The organism is Azospirillum sp. (genome assembly GCF_035627195.1).
Taxonomy (GTDB): Bacteria; Pseudomonadota; Alphaproteobacteria; order Azospirillales; family Azospirillaceae; genus Azospirillum.
Genome location: NZ_DASPMG010000277.1, coordinates 1 through 15,661, shown reverse-complemented (window position 1 = coordinate 15,661; position 15,661 = coordinate 1). Strand labels below are relative to the sequence as shown.

At 68.8% G+C, this 15,661-nt stretch carries 12 protein-coding genes; 10 read left to right on the top strand and 2 right to left on the bottom strand.

The genetic code is table 11. The features are described from left to right. The first annotated feature begins 413 nt into the window (after nucleotides 1–413). From VED21_RS25585 to VED21_RS25570, 4 genes are all read left to right on the top strand, one after another. Entirely contained in the window at nucleotides 414–671 is a 258-nt protein-coding gene (locus VED21_RS25585; protein WP_324887372.1) for a DUF2934 domain-containing protein, read from the top strand. 64 nt (nucleotides 672–735) lie between these two features. Continuing rightward, nucleotides 736–1,143: an Hsp20/alpha crystallin family protein gene (locus VED21_RS25580; RefSeq protein ID WP_324887370.1), complete on the top strand. Its 408-nt coding sequence runs from the start codon at nucleotides 736–738 to the stop codon at nucleotides 1,141–1,143. Between the two features lie 11 nt (nucleotides 1,144–1,154). Next, complete coding sequence (gene lon / locus VED21_RS25575; protein WP_324887368.1) at nucleotides 1,155–3,527, top strand: endopeptidase La; 2,373 nt, start codon at nucleotides 1,155–1,157, stop codon at nucleotides 3,525–3,527. Nucleotides 3,528–3,900: 373 nt separating this feature from the next. Beyond that, nucleotides 3,901–4,992, top strand: coding sequence for a nuclease-related domain-containing protein (locus VED21_RS25570; protein WP_324887366.1), 1,092 nt, complete (start codon nucleotides 3,901–3,903; stop codon nucleotides 4,990–4,992). Between the two features lie 33 nt (nucleotides 4,993–5,025). Here VED21_RS25570 and VED21_RS25565 read toward each other — a convergent pair whose 3' ends face one another. Both VED21_RS25565 and VED21_RS25560 read right to left on the bottom strand, forming a co-directional pair. Continuing rightward, entirely contained in the window at nucleotides 5,026–5,742 is a 717-nt protein-coding gene (locus VED21_RS25565) for a response regulator transcription factor (RefSeq protein ID WP_324887364.1), read from the bottom strand. After that, complete coding sequence (locus tag VED21_RS25560) at nucleotides 5,739–7,742, bottom strand: PAS-domain containing protein (RefSeq protein WP_324887362.1); 2,004 nt, start codon at nucleotides 7,740–7,742, stop codon at nucleotides 5,739–5,741. The genes VED21_RS25565 and VED21_RS25560 overlap by 4 nt, the downstream gene beginning before the upstream one ends. 202 nt (nucleotides 7,743–7,944) lie before the next feature. Here VED21_RS25560 and VED21_RS25555 point away from each other — a divergent pair, with 202 nt between their 5' ends. The 6 genes from VED21_RS25555 to fba all read left to right on the top strand — a co-directional run bounded on the left by VED21_RS25555 (nucleotide 7,945) and on the right by fba (nucleotide 15,436). Further along, nucleotides 7,945–9,156 carry an ABC transporter substrate-binding protein gene (locus tag VED21_RS25555; protein WP_324887360.1) on the top strand — a complete coding sequence of 404 codons (1,212 nt, stop codon included), beginning with the start codon at nucleotides 7,945–7,947 and terminating at the stop codon, nucleotides 9,154–9,156. Nucleotides 9,157–9,308: 152 nt separating this feature from the next. Beyond that, nucleotides 9,309–10,130, top strand: coding sequence for a universal stress protein (locus tag VED21_RS25550; protein ID WP_324887358.1), 822 nt, complete (start codon nucleotides 9,309–9,311; stop codon nucleotides 10,128–10,130). 418 nt (nucleotides 10,131–10,548) lie between these two features. After that, nucleotides 10,549–11,163, top strand: a complete 615-nt coding sequence (locus tag VED21_RS25545; RefSeq protein ID WP_324887356.1) for a response regulator transcription factor — start codon at nucleotides 10,549–10,551, stop codon at nucleotides 11,161–11,163. 212 nt (nucleotides 11,164–11,375) lie between these two features. After that, complete coding sequence (locus VED21_RS25540; protein WP_324887354.1) at nucleotides 11,376–12,314, top strand: phosphoribulokinase; 939 nt, start codon at nucleotides 11,376–11,378, stop codon at nucleotides 12,312–12,314. A gap of 18 nt (nucleotides 12,315–12,332) precedes the next feature. Further along, a complete protein-coding gene (tkt, locus tag VED21_RS25535; protein ID WP_324887352.1) occupies nucleotides 12,333–14,345 on the top strand; it encodes a transketolase in 2,013 nt (670 codons plus the stop codon). 26 nt (nucleotides 14,346–14,371) lie between these two features. Next, nucleotides 14,372–15,436 carry a class II fructose-bisphosphate aldolase gene (gene fba, locus VED21_RS25530; protein ID WP_324887350.1) on the top strand — a complete coding sequence of 355 codons (1,065 nt, stop codon included), beginning with the start codon at nucleotides 14,372–14,374 and terminating at the stop codon, nucleotides 15,434–15,436. The last annotated feature ends 225 nt before the right edge of the window (nucleotides 15,437–15,661 follow it).

Sequence of the window (15,661 nt, the reverse complement as noted above, 5' to 3'; positions counted from 1 at the left end):
TGATTCCGGCCCGACGGGACCCATATTGGTTTTGTCGTGCCGTAGAATTGAAACCAACACGACGTGCATGCCATGGCGGAACGCCGGCCGCGACGACATGGCGTACAGTCCCGCGTGTTTCGGACTTATTGCGAGCCATCCTGGTGAATGCGAGCGCCCGCGGCATCCGCGCGGCGCTCGCCTTTGTGACGGCATCTCCCCAATCGCCATGGCGGTACCCCGACGGTCCGGGCGGTGGGACTGACGGACGATCACACCCGGCGCGTTGCGCCACCCGCATATCCACGCTGTTCTAGTCCAACACCGCGGTGTGGCCGCGGCTGAAGGCCATGCCGTGGCCGGACGCCGGGAACCCTGCCGCGCGCCATCGTACCGGGGGCATTTCGCCTGCGGTCCTTCCGCGAGACACCGCCATGGACGACGAACGCATCCGCCGGCGCGCGCACGAGATCTGGGAGCGCGAGGGCTGTCCCGAAGGGCGGCAGGACGCCCATTGGGAGCAGGCCCGGCGCGAGCTGGAGGCGGAGGAGGAAGCGGCGGCACCCGCCGCCCTGGACGCCGCCGCGGCGCAGCCGCCCGCGCCCGGCCCGGTGGTCCGCGGAACGCCCAAGACGGTGCGCGGACGCAAGAGGGCGCCGGGTTCCGGCGAGGAGTCGGGCGGCGCCGCCTGAACCCGCCGCCCCAACGGGGGGATAGGAAAAGGCCAACGGAAAAGACAAAAAAGAAGGAGGGTGCATGCCGTCGCGTCGCGATTCCGGGTCCTGGATGTGGGCGGAGGCCGTCGAGCTTCTCGACCGGGCCGAGCGGTTGCACCGCCAGTTCTTCCGGCCCGGCCGGCCGAACGCGGCATGCGCCACCTGGACCCCGCCCGTCGACGTCTACGAGACGGCGGCGGAAGTCCTCGTCGTCGCCGCCCTGCCGGGCGTGCTGGCCGGACAGGTGGAGGTGGCGGTGGAACACGGCGTGCTGCGCCTTGCCGGCGAACGCACCCTGCCCTGCCCGCGCACCGGCGCCATCCACCGCATGGAGATCCCGCACGGCCGTTTCGAGCGCCGCGTCGAGTTGCCGGCCGGCGCCTGCGAGGTGACCAGGACCGAACTGGTCGCCGGCTGCCTCGTGCTCGCCCTGCGCAAGCTGGGCTGAGGGAGGCCGTCATGACCGAATCACCCGAAACGCCCGAAACGTTCCTGCCGGACGACGCGGTGCCGATCATCGCCGTGCGCAACCTCGTCCTGTTCCCCGGCGTCGTCATGCCGGTGACCGTCGGCCGCCGCCGCTCCGTCGCCGCCGCGCAGGAGGCGGCGCGCGCCGGGCGCCCCATCGGCGTCGTGCTCCAGCGCGACGAGACGGTGGAGGAGCCGACCGGCGCCGACATGCACGGCGTCGGCTGCACCGGCAACGTCCTGCGCTACGTCACCACGCCAGACGGGCAGCATCACCTCGTCTGCCAGGGGCGCCAGCGCTTCCGCATCACCAAATGGCTGGACGGCTACCCGTTCCTCGCCGCCCGCGTCGAGGCGGTGGAGGAAGCCGAGCCCGACACGCCGGAGATCCGCGCCGCCTTCCTGCACCTGCGCGACCAAGCGCTGGAGGCGCTCCAGCTCCTGCCCCAGGTGCCGCAGGAGCTGCTGACGGCGGTGCAGAACATCGAGTCCGCCGCCGAGCTGGCCGACATGACGGCCGCCTACATGGACCTGAAGCCGGCCGAGAAGCAGGAGATCCTGGAGACCTTCGGGATGGGGGAGCGGCTGGAGCGGGTGGCGCGCCTGCTGGCCAACCGGATCGAGGTGCTGCGCCTGTCCCGCGACATCCGCGAACGCACCCGCGAGACCATGGACGAGCGCCAGCGCGAGTTCCTGCTGCGCGAACAGCTGCGCACCATCCAGAAGGAACTCGGCGAAGGCGACGAGGCCCGGCAGGCCGAGGTGGCCGAGCTGCAGGACGCCATAGCCAAGGCCGGCATGCCCGACGAGGTGCGCGAACAGGCGGAGAAGGAGCTGCGCCGCCTGGAGCGCATGCCCGAGGCGGCGGCCGAGTACTCCATGGTCCGCACCTACCTGGACTGGCTGATCGAGCTGCCGTGGAACCGCCTGTCCGAGGGCCGCATCGACGTCGCCGGGGCGCGCCGCATCCTGGACGAGGACCACTTCGGGCTGGAGAAGGTGAAGCGCCGCATCCTGGAATTCCTGGCGGTGCGCAAGCTGAACCCGGAGGGCAGGAGCCCGATCCTCTGCTTCGTCGGCCCGCCGGGGGTGGGCAAGACCTCGCTCGGCCAGTCCATCGCGCGGGCGACCGGGCGCGCCTTCGCGCGCGTCAGCCTGGGCGGCGTGCACGACGAATCGGAGATTCGCGGCCACCGCCGCACCTACGTGGGATCCCTGCCCGGCAACGTGGTGCAGAGCATCCGCAAGGCCGGCACGCGCGACTGCGTGATGATGCTGGACGAGGTCGACAAGCTGGGCCAGGGCGCGCGCGGCGACCCGTCGGCCGCCCTGCTGGAGGTGCTGGATCCCGAGCAGAACGCCACCTTCCGCGACAACTACCTGGGCGTGCCGTTCGACCTGTCGAAGGTGATGTTCATCGCCACCGCCAACGTGCTGGATGCCATCCCCGGTCCGCTCCGCGACCGCATGGAGGTGATCGAGCTGGCCGGCTACACCGAGGACGAGAAGCTGGAGATCGCCCGGCGCTACCTCGTGCCCCGGCAGATCGCGGCCAACGGCCTGACGGGTGCGTCCTTCTCCATCGGCGACGACGCCCTGCGCACGATCATCCGCGACTACACGCGCGAGGCCGGCAACCGCGGGCTGGAGCGGCAGGTCGGCGCCGTCTGCCGCAACGCCGCCATCCGCATCGCCGAGGGCGACACGGCCGGGCTGGACATCGGTCCGGCCGAAGTGCACGAGATCCTGGGTCCGCCCCGCTTCGAGAACGAGGTCGCCATGCGCACCAGCGTGCCCGGCGTGGTGACGGGGCTGGCCTGGACGCCGGTGGGCGGCGACATCCTGTTCATCGAGGCTACCCGCTTCCCCGGCTCCGGCAAGCTGATCCTCACCGGCCAGCTGGGCGACGTGATGAAGGAGAGCGCGCAGGCGGCGCTGAGCCTCGTCAAGACGCGCTGGCGCGACCTGGGCGTCGCCGCGGAATCCTTCGAGCGGTCGGACATCCACGTGCACGTGCCGGCCGGCGCCATCCCGAAGGACGGGCCGTCGGCCGGTGTCGCCATGTTCATGGCGCTGGTGTCGCTGCTGACCGGGCGCTGCATCCGCTCCGGCACGGCAATGACGGGGGAGATCAGCCTGCGCGGCCTCGTCCTGCCGGTGGGCGGCATCAGGGAGAAGGTGGTGGCGGCGCAGCGCGCCGGCGTCACCACCGTCCTGCTGCCGGCCCGCAACCGCAAGGACTACGACGACATCCCGGCGGCGGTGCGCGATACGCTGCGCTTCGTCTGGCTGGAACGCGTCGACGACGCCGTCCGCGAGGCGCTGGTCGCCGAGCCGGAGCCGCAATGGCGGACGGGAACATGACCCCCTATGACGACGGGATTACCCCCGATCCACTTTTGCGCCTGCGCGTTCGGGGGCCCATATCAACGGTGACGCCAAGGAGTCATTCTCGCTGATGTCAGAACTGGAAGGCCCGCCCGACGACGGCGGGCCTTTTTTTGTGTGCTCGGCGCATGTCTGGATCGCGGCCCCTGGATTGGTTGTTGGCCGACCCAAGGCGCTGGCGAGCGGTCCTGAACTGAACCTCGCTTGGTTCGGTTCCTTGAAATGCTTGGTGGATTCGAAAGGGATGCAATCAGCATTCGCTGAGCATAGGCGTTAATGAGGCGTATTTGACTCCGACATTGCACAATGATATACGCGTTTGAGTTTCACTCTTGGCGAATACGATAGCATGATACTGAAGAATTTTGACGACCGGGAACCTCAAATTGCCGAACTGTCAAGACTTCTGACCGTAGCGCCAGCTGATCGGCGCGACAGAATCGATCAGGAGCTGCGCTCATTGCGCGCCGGCATCAAGGGTGAAAACGGCGCGGCCTATTATATCGACTTTGCATACAAGAATTCCAAGAATTACGCCGTCATACACGATCTACGCTTGGAAATCGATGGATTTTCAGCGCAGATTGATCATTTAATCATCAATCGCCATATGAATGTTTACGTCATAGAAACCAAAACAACGCACGCGGGAATAAAAATCACAGAAGACGGAGAATTCCTCCGGTGGAACGATTATAAAAAGACCTACGAAGGCATGCCATCGCCGATTGCCCAGAACGAGCGCCATATTGCCGTTCTGAAAAAGGCCTTCGAACAGATCGGCGAGCCGAAACGATTGGGCGTCCGGATGCAGCCGACACTTCATTCCTTTATCGCCGTGGACCCGAAAGTGAGGATCGACCGGCCGAAAAATTTCGACTCGAGCCGCATCGTTAAGGCCGATGTCCTTCAGAACACCATATCAAAGCAATCCGACAACGACGGCATGCTCTCAAACCTTGGAAGCATCATGCGCGCTATATCCAGCGAGACGCTGGAAATGATCGGGCATAAGCTCGTCGCCCTGCACAGGCCCGCATCCGTCGATTATGCAACCCGGTTCGGGTTGAAAAGCGTGGAAGCCTGCGTGCCGGACGCCGTGACGCGCCCGCCGGTGACAACCAGTGCGGTGCCGGCGGCTCCGCGATTTGACGCCCGGCCACCGGCCCCCCGGATCGAGCCTCAGCCGCCGGCTCCCCGGCTTGAGCCCGAGCTTGATGCGCAGCACAGGTGCCGGTGCTGCAGCAGCACCGCCGTCAAGATCCAGTACGGGAAGTACGGCTACTACTTCAAATGCAGCGCGTGCGGGGGCAACTCCGCCTTGAAGCTGAATTGCCTTAACGCCGGGCACAAAGAGAAAATTCGTAAGGACGGAGAGAGATTTTATCGCGACTGCCCGGAATGCAAGACCAGCATGCTGTTCTTCACAAACCCGACGTGACCGGGTTCGGCATTCGGCACCGGCACCACGCGGTCAACACCACCCAACGTCCACCGAGAACATGTACCCCGCGCCGTAGATCGTCTTGATCAGCCGCGGGCTGCTGGGGTCCTCGCCCAGCTTGCGGCGAAGGCGCGAGATGCGCACGTCGATGGAGCGGTCAAGCGGTTCCAGGTCGCGCTCCTGCAACAGTTGGTCGCGCGACAGGATGCGGTTCGGGCTGCGCACGAAGGCCTCCAGCAGGCGCGTCTCGGCGGTGCTCAGCGCCACCTCCTGCCCGGCCGGGTCAAGCAGGCGGTTGCGCGCCGGCTCGAAGGTCCAACCCTCGAAGCGCGCAACCGACGGCGCTGGCGCCTCGACAGCGTCGGCGGCGCGCCCCAGGCGGCGCAGGATGCTGCGCACGCGCGCCACCAGCTCGCGCGGCTCGAACGGCTTCACCATGTAGTCGTCGGCGCCAAGCTCCAGGCCCAGGATGCGGTCGGCGACGTGCTGGCGCCCGGTGAGGATCAGGATGGCGCAGCCCGCCCGCTCCTGCAGGTCGCGCACCAGCTGCAGCCCGTCCACGTCCGGCAGGCCCAAATCGACGATGCACAGCGCCGGCACGCGCGCCCGCAACCGCCGCGTCAGCTCGGCCCCCGTGCGCACATGTTCCGCCTCGTAGCCGTAGCCGGCGAGCGTGGTGCGGATCAGGTCGCCGATGTCCGCCTCGTCCTCCACCACGTAGACCAGCGGCCTTCCGGTTTCCGTCATACCCGTGCCTCTGCGATGGCGGCCCCGATGGCGGCGGCCCCAATGGCGGCGGCAAGGTCGTCGCGGGTGAAGGGCTTGTGCAGGATCGGCGTGTCGCCGCCCTCCATCCCGTCGGCATAGCCGCTGATGAGGACGACGCGCAGGTCCGGCCGCTTCGCGCGCGCCAGCGCCGCCAGTTCCCGCCCGCCCAGGCCGCCGGGCATCATCACGTCGGACACCAGCACCGCCACCTCCGGTGCCGCGTCCAGCAGGCGCGCTGCCTCCGCCCCGCTGTCGGCCTCCACCACCAGATGGCCCAGGTCGACGAGCTGCCGGCGGATGACCCGCCGCACCTCCGCGTCGTCCTCCACCAGCAGCACCAGCCGCCGCTCGCCCGACGCGCACGGGGCGGGCGCCGCAGGCTTCGGCCCGGGCGGCACCACCGCGCGGTGGCTGAGCGGCAGCAGCAGGGTGGCCGTCGTCCCCGCACCCGGCGCGCTGTCCATGCGGATGCCGCCGCCCGACTGCTTGACGAAGCCATAGACCTGCGACAGCCCCAGCCCGCTGCCGGCCCCCAACCCCTTGCTGGTGAAGAACGGCTCGAACGCCTGTTCCAGCGTCGCCTCGTCCATGCCCAGGCCGGTGTCGGCGACGGTGATGCGCACGTAGGCGCCGGGGGCGACCTCCGCCTCCCCGGCCGCCGGTGGATCCAGCTCCACGGTGTCGGTGGCGAAGGTCAGGCACCCGCCGCCGGGCATGGCGTCGCGGGCATTGAAGGCGAGGTTCAGCAGGGCGTTCTCCAACTGGTGCGGGTCCACCTCCGCCACCGGCGGCGTGGCGGGATCCTCGACGCGGATCGCGATGGCGGGGGGAAGGGAGCGTTGCAGCAGGCCGACCGTGCCGCGCACCAGCCGGTCCACCTCCACCGGGCGCGGCTCCAGCGGCTGGCGGCGGGAGAAGGCGAGCAGCCGTCGCGTGATGTCGGCCCCCCGCCGGGCCGCCCGCAGCGCCGGCTCCAGCCCGTCGCGCACCGCCTCTGCGTCCGCCACGCCGCCTTCAAACCGGCCATCCAGCCGGTCGCGCAGCGCCGCGAGGTTGCCGATGACGATGGTCAGCAGATTGTTGAAGTCGTGCGCCAGACCGCCGGTCAGCTTGCCCACCGCCTCCATCTTCTGCGCGTGGATCAGCGCCGTTTCCGTCCGCTTCTGCTCGGTCACGTCGGAGGACAGGACGAAGAAGCCGACGACCGCGCCCGCCTCGTCGTATTCCGGCACGATGTCGCTGTGCGCGTGGACGCGCCCGCGGCCAGGCTGTTCCATGGTGTATTCGTAGCTGACGCGCCGCCCCGTCGCCGCGCGTTCCAGCTGGTGGCCGATCACGGCGAACAGCGCGGGGCCCAGCACCTCCTCCACCGTGCGGCCGAGGATCGAGTCCTTGGTGTGGCCGAACCAGTCCGCATAGCCGCGGTTGGCGAAGCGGTAGACGCCGCCGCGGTCGATGTAGGCGATGTTGGCGGGCACCGCGTCGGTGATCAGGCGCAGCCGCTCGCGCGTCGATTCCAGCTCCGCCGTTCGCTCGCGCACGCGGCGGTCCAGTTCCTCGTTGCGCTCCAGGATCAGGCGTTCGTGCCGGCGCTGCTCCGTCACGTCGGTGTAGATGGTGACGAAGCCGCGGCCGGGCAGCGGCGTGCCGCGCACCGCGATGATCCGGCCGTTCGGGCGTTCGCGCTCGAAGGCGTGCGGCCGGAACTCGGCCGCCGCCCGCACCCGCTCCGCCACCAGCGTTTCCACGTCGCCGGGGCCGTACTCCCCGCGCTCGGCGTTGAAGCGCATGAAGTCGGCGAACGGCGTGCCGACGCGCGCCATCGCCGCCGGAAATTCCAGCAGCGACAGGAACCGCTCGTTCCAGCCGACCAGCCGCAGATCGGCGTCGATCACCGTGAACCCCTGGTCGATGTGGTCGAGCCCGGCCTGGAGCAGCGCCAGCCGGCGCGCCGCATCGTCCTCCCCCTCCCCCTGCATGCCCCCGCCTTCGCTACACGCCCCGTACGCCCCACGCGCCCCGCACGCTATTGTAAGCGGTTGGGCACGGACGGCAAACCGCCCTGTTACAATTGGCTACATTTCCGACGCACTTCCGCAAGAGTCCTTCGCCATGCTGCGGCCGACCACGAAGCGGCCGCAGCCAAGGCCGACGACACCGGATACCGAGGAGGAAACCCGAATGCGCTTCCTGAAGACGCTCGCCTGCGGCGCCGCCGCCTGCGCCATGATGGCCGGCACGGCCAACGCCGAGATCTCGGACAACGCGGTCAAGATCGGCCTGCTGACCGACATGACCGGCACCTATTCCGACATCGCCGGGCCGGGCGCCATCGCCGCGGCGCAGATGGCCATCGACGACGTCGGCGGCAAGGTCGCCGGCAAGCCGGTCGTCCTGCTGACCGCCGACCACCAGAACAAGCCGGACATCGCGTCCAACAAGGCGCGCGAGTGGATCGACGTCGAGAAGGTCGACGTCTTCGCCGAGTTGGTGACCACCTCCGTCGCACTCGCCGTCAACGCCATCGCCAAGCAGGCCAACAAGATCAGCCTGGTGTCGGGCACCGCGTCCTCGCGCATCACCAACCAGGACTGCTTCCCGGGCGGCGTGCACTGGACCTACGACACCTACGCCATGGCCAACGGCACCGGCAAGGCCGTGGTGCAGGAGGGCGGCAAGAGCTGGTTCTTCCTCACCGCCGACTACGCCTTCGGCCAGAACCTGCAGGACGACGTGGCCAAGGTCGTCAAGGCCAGCGGCGGCGAGGTGAAGGGTGCCGTGAAGCATCCGTTCCCGGCGCAGGACTTCTCCTCCTTCCTCTTGCAGGCCCAGGGCTCGGGCGCGCAGATCATCGGCCTCGCCAACGCCGGCGCCGACACCACCAACGCCATCAAGGCGGCGTCGGAGTTCGGCATCACCCAGTCCGGGCAGAAGCTGGCCGGCCTGCTGGTGTTCCTCACCGACATCCACTCGCTGGGCCTGCAAACGGCGCAGGGGCTGATGCTGACCACCGGCTTCTACTGGGACATGGACGACAAGACCCGCGAGTGGTCGAAGCGCTTCCACGCCAAGACCGGCAAGATGCCGACGATGGTGCAGGCCGGCGTCTATTCCTCGCTGATGCACTACTTCAAGGCGGTCGAGGCCAAGGGCAGCGACGACACCGCCACCGTCATCAAGGCGATGAAGGAGACCAAGGTCGAGGACTTCTTCGCCCGCAACGGCCGCATCCGCGAGGATGGCCGCATGGTGCACGACATGTACCTGGCCCAGGTGAAGAAGCCCGCCGATTCGAAGGGTCCGTGGGATTACTACAAGATCGTCCGCACCATCCCGGCCGAGGAAGCGTTCATGCCGCTGTCCGAAAGCCAGTGCCCGATGGTGAAGAAGTAAGCGTGCGAACCGGCGGGGAGGCGTTTCGCTTCCCCGCCGGACACTTTGCGCTGTTCGTTCCCCCCACAGTTCGTGGCAATATGGGGGCGTAGCGGGTGCCGCTGGCCGGGGGGCGGGCGCCGCACCAATGCACGCAGGGAGAAACGGCCACCATGCCGCTGAAGCACATCCTGGTCCACCTCGACTCCAGTTCGAACGTCGAGTCACGCCTCAACGCCGCGATCGCGCTGGCGAAGCAGCACGGCGCGTTCCTGCGCGGTCTGTTCGCCCAGCCCGACCGCATCGCCACCAGCGTCGTGGCCCGCCGGCCCAGCGACCACCTGGCGCAGGCCGCCGCCAAGTCGGAGGCGCTGTTCCGCACCAAGACGCAGGAAGCCGGCGTTCCGTCCGAATGGCACGCGCTGGCGCACGGCGAGTACAACCACGTCATCCGCGAGACCATCATCTGGTCGCGCTTCGCCGACCTGACGATCCTCAGCCAGTACGACCGCGATCAGGCGGAAGGTGCGGCACCGGAGGAGTTGGCTGAGCAGGTGGTGCTGAACGCCGGCCGCCCGGTGCTGGTCGTGCCCTACGCCGGCCTGTTCCCGCACATCGGCAAGCGCGTCGTCGTCGCCTGGAACGCCGAGCGCGAGGCGTCCCGCGCCCTGGCCGACGCCATTCCGTTCCTGACGCAGGCCAGCGAGGTGACGGTGATCACCGTGCTGACGCAGGCCTCGGCCCAGTCCGGCGACAGCAGCCGCATCCAGCTGGCCGACCACCTGCGCCTGCACGGCGTGAAGGCCGAGCAGACGCACTTCACGGTCAGCGACATCGGCGCCATGGACGCGCTGCTGGCCCAGGCGGTCGACCTCGGCGCCGACCTCCTAGTGATGGGTGCGCACGGGCACTACACCTTCCCGTACCTGCACCGCGGCAGCGGCACCCGCCACGTCCTGCGCTCCGCCCCGCTGCCGGTGCTGCTGTCGCACTGAGGCCGGGACGGCTGCCGTTGGGTTTTCGCTGCGCTCAACCCAACCTACGGGACCAACCACGGGAACGTCGTAGGTTGGGTTGAGGCAAAGCCGAAAACCCAACATCCACGTCGATCGATATACGGAACGCCCTTCCCCTACCGGGGGAAGGGCGTTTTGCGTTTCAGGCCCGCCATGCCTGCGACGATTTGCAGCACTTGCCGCCGCCCGAGCGCGCCCCAAGCCGCCGCTTCCTTCGGTCAGGGCACCCCGGCCGCGCGCTTTCCGACCAAAGTCTCATGCGATATAAGGATATTCTAATTTGTGCGCCGAACAGAATGTCGTATATCAAGACTCGGCCGTGTCGGACGAACGCAACCTGCCGGAGAGCAGGAGCCAGAGGACAAGTTCCACCCCGGAGGAGGTTCCCAGGCGCGCCATGTCAACCATAGAGATCGTTGTTGCGGATAAGAGCCCGCTGGTCTTGCGGGCGTTGGTCAGGCTTTTCGAAGAGGATGAGCGCTTCAACCTGCTCGCCACCGCGAGCGACGGCGAGCGCTTCCTGGAAGCCTGCCGGCGCTTCCCCTTCCACGTCGGCGTCATCGGCTGGGAGATGCCGTTCGTCAGCGGCCGCGGCGTGCTGGAGCGCCTGAAGGGCCGCGCCGGCGGCCCGCGCATCGTCGTCCACACCGGCACCAGCGACGCCACCGCCTCGCGCCAGGCCATGATGCTGGGCGCCGCCGGCTTCTGCAGCAAGGCGGAACCGCCGGAACGGCTGCTCGACGTCTGCGGCGCGGTGGCGGCCGGGCGCATGGCCTTCCCCTTCGTCGACGTCGCCACGCTGGCCGACGACCCGCTCACCCGCCTGACCATGCGCGAGCGCATGCTGCTGGAATCGCTCACCTCCGGCCGCACCAACGCGCAGCTCGCGCGTGATCTGGGCATCTCCGTGCACACGGTGAAGTTCCACCTGAAGAACCTGTACGACAAGCTCAGCGTCGGCAACCGCGCGCAGGCGGTGGCGCTCTCCATGTCGCGCCGCCAGCACGCGTAACGTTTCCGGTTTCCGTTGTCGGGCCGCGCTGGCGCTTGGCGCACGCGCGGCCCGACGTTTGAATCCCACCCCATCGGCTAGCCTGCCCGACCGGGCAGGTTTTTTCCCGCCCGGGAGAGTTCACCCCCCTGCCCCACCGGGCGTTCCGGGGCTGGAGCGCATTCCGTACGCTCCCAACCATCGAAGCCACCGATGGTCCGGGAACAGCACCCATGCCGATCAACCGCGTCAAGGACATCGTGATCCTCGGCATCGTCGGGGACAGCGCGTCGGGCAAGACGACGCTGAGCGACGGCATCGCCGCCATCCTGGGCACGGAGCGCGTCGCCACCATCTGCACCGACGACTACCACCGCTATTCCCGGCGCGAGCGAGCGGCACTCGGCCTTTCCGCCCTCGATCCGCGCGCCAACCACATCGACATCCTGGAACAGCACCTGAAGCTGCTCCGCCAGGGCCAGCCGGTCCTGAAGCCGGTCTACAACCACCACACCGGCGAGTTGGACGCCCCCCAGTACATCGAGCCGCGCCCATACGTCGTGGTGGAGGGGCTGCTGGGCTACACCACCCGCGCCATGCGCGACTGCTACGACGTCAAGCTGTACCTGGAGCCGCAGGAAGACCTGCGCGTGCGCTGGAAGGTGCAGCGCGACACCACCCGGCGCGGCTACACCCGCGAACAGGTGCTGGACTCGCTGGAGAAGCGGCGGGAGGACAGCCCGGCCTTCATCCACCCGCAGCGCACCTTCGCCGACGTGGTGGTGTCCTTCAACCCGCCCGACGACAACCACCAGGAATCCGGCGCCCGCCTGAACGTCCGCCACGTCCTGCGCCCCACCCTGCCGCACCCCGACCTGACGCCGCTGCTGGAGGGTGCCGGCCAGGCCGGCATCCACCTGGAGCTGAGCCGCGACCGCGACGGCAAGCCGGTGGACGTGCTGGAGATCGACGGCGCCATCAGCCCCGAGCGCGCCTTCCGGGTGGAGGAGCTGCTGTGGCGCCTGCTGCCGGAAGCCAGCCACCTGCGCCGCAGCGTCGGCCGCTTCGCCGACGCCGACAACCGCGAGGGGCAGAGCGCGCCGCTGGCGCTCACCCAGCTCCTCACCGCCTATCACATGGTCAAGGCCGCCATGGGCGTGCACGCCATCTGACGAGAAGGACCCACAACCATGGACACCGCTCTCGCCCCCCTCGCCGCGCCGGCCACCGCGCCGACGCACGCCGACATGGCCAACGCCATCCGTTTCCTGGCCGTGGACGCCATCGAGACGGCCAAGTCCGGCCACCCCGGCATGCCGATGGGCATGGCCGACGTCGCCACGGTGCTGTTCACCCGCTTCCTGAAGTTCGACGCCACCGCCCCGCACTGGGCCGACCGCGACCGCTTCGTGCTGTCGGCCGGCCACGGCTCCATGCTGCTCTACGCGCTGACCTACCTGACCGGCTACCCGGACATGGACGTGGAGCAGCTGAAGCGCTTCCGCCAGTTGGGCAGCAAGACCGCCGGCCACCCGGAATACGGCCACACCCTGGGCGTGGAGACCACCACCGGCCCGCTCGGCCAGGGCCTCGCCAACGCCGTCGGCATGGCGCTGGCGGAGCGGATGATGGCCGCCCGCTACGGCGCGGAGATTGTCGACCATCACACCTACGTCATCGCCGGCGACGGCTGCCTGATGGAAGGCCTGAGCCAGGAGGCGATCTCGCTGGCCGGGCACCTGAAGCTCTCCAAGCTGATCGTTCTGTGGGACGACAACGCCATCACCATCGACGGCGCCACCTCCGTCTCCACTTCCGAAGACCAGCTGAAGCGGTTCGAGGCCGCCGGCTGGGCCGCCTGCCGCGTCGACGGCCACGACCCGGACGCCGTCGCCAAGGCGATCGCCGTCGCCCGCGCCTCCGATCGGCCGTCGCTGATCGCCTGCCGCACCGTCATCGGCTACGGCGCCCCCACCAAGGCCGGCAGCGAGAAGGTGCACGGCGCCCCGCTCGGCGCTGAAGAGACCGCTGGCGCCCGCGCCAAGCTCGGCTGGACCGCCGGCCCGTTCGAGGTGCCGGACCCCGTCCTGAACGCTTGGCGCGCCGCCGGCCGCCGCGGCACCGCCGAGCGCGCCCTCTGGCTCGACCGCATGAGCCGCCTCGACCGCGGCCGCCGCGCGGAGTTCGAGCGCGTGCTGTCCGGCGCCCTGCCGGAGGGCTGGGCCGACGCCGTCACCGCCTTCAAGCGCAAAGTCAGCGCCGCAGCGCCGAAGGTCGCCACCCGCAAGGCGTCGCAGGACGTGCTGGAGGACCTGACCGTCGCCATCCCGGAGCTGATCGGCGGCTCGGCCGACCTCACCCACTCCAACCTGACGCACACCAAGGTGACGAAGCCAGTCACCCCCGACGACGCCTCCGGCCGCTACATCCACTACGGTGTGCGCGAGTTCGGCATGGCGGCGGCGATGAACGGGCTGGCGCTGCACGGCGGCTTCGTGCCCTACGGCGGCACCTTCCTGGTGTTCTGCGACTACATGCGCAACGCCATCCGCATGTCGGCGCTGATGGGCCTGCGCGTCGTCTACGTCCTCACCCACGACAGCATCGGCCTGGGCGAGGACGGCCCGACGCACCAGCCCATCGAGCACGTCGCCATGCTGCGCGCCACGCCCAACGTGCTGGTCTTCCGCCCGGCCGACGTGGTGGAAACGGCGGAGTGCTGGCAGCTGGCGCTCGAAAACGAGACCGGCCCCAGCGTGCTGGCCCTGTCCCGCCAGAACCTGCCCACCCTGCGCACCATCCACACCGACGAGAATCGCTGCGCCCGTGGCGCCTACGTCCTGGCCGAAGCCGACGGAGACCGCAAGGCCACCCTGCTCGCCACCGGTTCGGAGGTGGAGATCGCCATGGCCGCCCGCGCCGCGTTGCAGGCCGACGGCATCCCCACCGCCGTCGTCTCCATGCCCAGCTGGGAGCTGTTCGCCCGCCAGGACGCCGATTACCGCCGTTCCGTCCTGCGCCCCGGCACCGTGCGCGTCGCCGTCGAGGCGCTGGGCACCTTCGGCTGGGAGCGCTGGGTGGGCGAGGACGGCGCCATCGTCGGCATGACCGGCTTCGGCGCCTCCGCGCCCGCCGACCAGCTCTACCGCACCTTCGACATCACGCCCGAGGCCGTCGCCGCCGCCGTGCGCGAACGCCTCTAGAAAAGACAGCCGGGAGCAAACGACCGATGGCCCTGATTTCGCTGCGCCAGCTTCTCGACCACGCCGCCGAGCACGGCTATGGCGTGCCCGCCTTCAACATCAACAACATGGAACAGCTGCTGGCGATCATGAACGCCGCGAGGAAGACGGACAGCCCCGTCATTCTTCAGGCCAGCCGCGGTGCCCGCTCCTACGCCGGCGACCAGATCCTGCGCAAGCTGATCGAGGGTGCGGTGGAGATGTACCCGGACATCCCCGTGTGCATGCACCAGGATCACGGCAACGACGTGGACACCTGCCTGTCGGCCATCACCAACGGCTTCACCTCCGTCATGATGGACGGCTCGCTGATGGCCGACGCCAAGACGCCCGCCACCTACGACTACAACGTCACCGTCACCGAACGCGTGACGAGCATGGCCCACATGGTGGGCGTGTCGGTGGAGGGCGAGCTGGGCTGCCTCGGCTCCCTGGAGACCGGCCATGGCGAGGCGGAGGACGGGCACGGGTTCGAAGGCAAGCTCGACCGCTCCGCCCTCCTCACCGATCCCGACCAGGCGGCGGAGTTCGTCAAGCTCACCCGCGTCGACGCGCTGGCCATCGCCATGGGCACCTCGCACGGTGCCTACAAGTTCAGCCGCAAGCCGACCGGCGACATCCTGGCCATGGACGTGGTGCGCAGGATCCACGAGAAGCTGCCCGATACGCACCTCGTCATGCACGGCTCCTCCTCCGTCCCGCAGGAGCTGCAGGACATCATCAACGAATACGGCGGCGAGATGCCGCAAACCTTCGGCGTGCCGGTGGAGGAGATCGTCGCCGGCATCAAGTACGGCGTGCGCAAGGTGAACATCGACACCGACTGCCGCATGGCGATGACCGGCCAGTTCCGCAAGATCGCCACGCAGAAGAAGGCGGAATTCGACCCCCGCGCCTTCCTGAAGCCCGCCATGGCCGCCATGCAGACGCTGTGCGAGCAGCGCTACGAGCAGTTCGGCACGGCGGGCAAGGCGTCGAAGATCAAGCCCATCCCGCTGTCCGAGATGGCCAGGCGCTACCGTTCGGGCAGCCTGGACCCGAAGGTCCGCTGACCGATTTCAAGGCTTCGTAGGTTGGGTTGAGCGTCAGCGAAAACCCAACATAGCCCGACATGGCGAACACGTTGGGTTTTCGCCTGCGGCTCAACCCAACCTACGGGGTGCCGTTTCATCGAGTTTCCGAGGCGTCCGTGGGGTGCCCCTGTGGGTGGGGGCGCTTCCCCCTTGCCCCCTCCCTCCGTCCCCGCGGGGGGAGGGGGATTTTTCGGGCGCCGGACC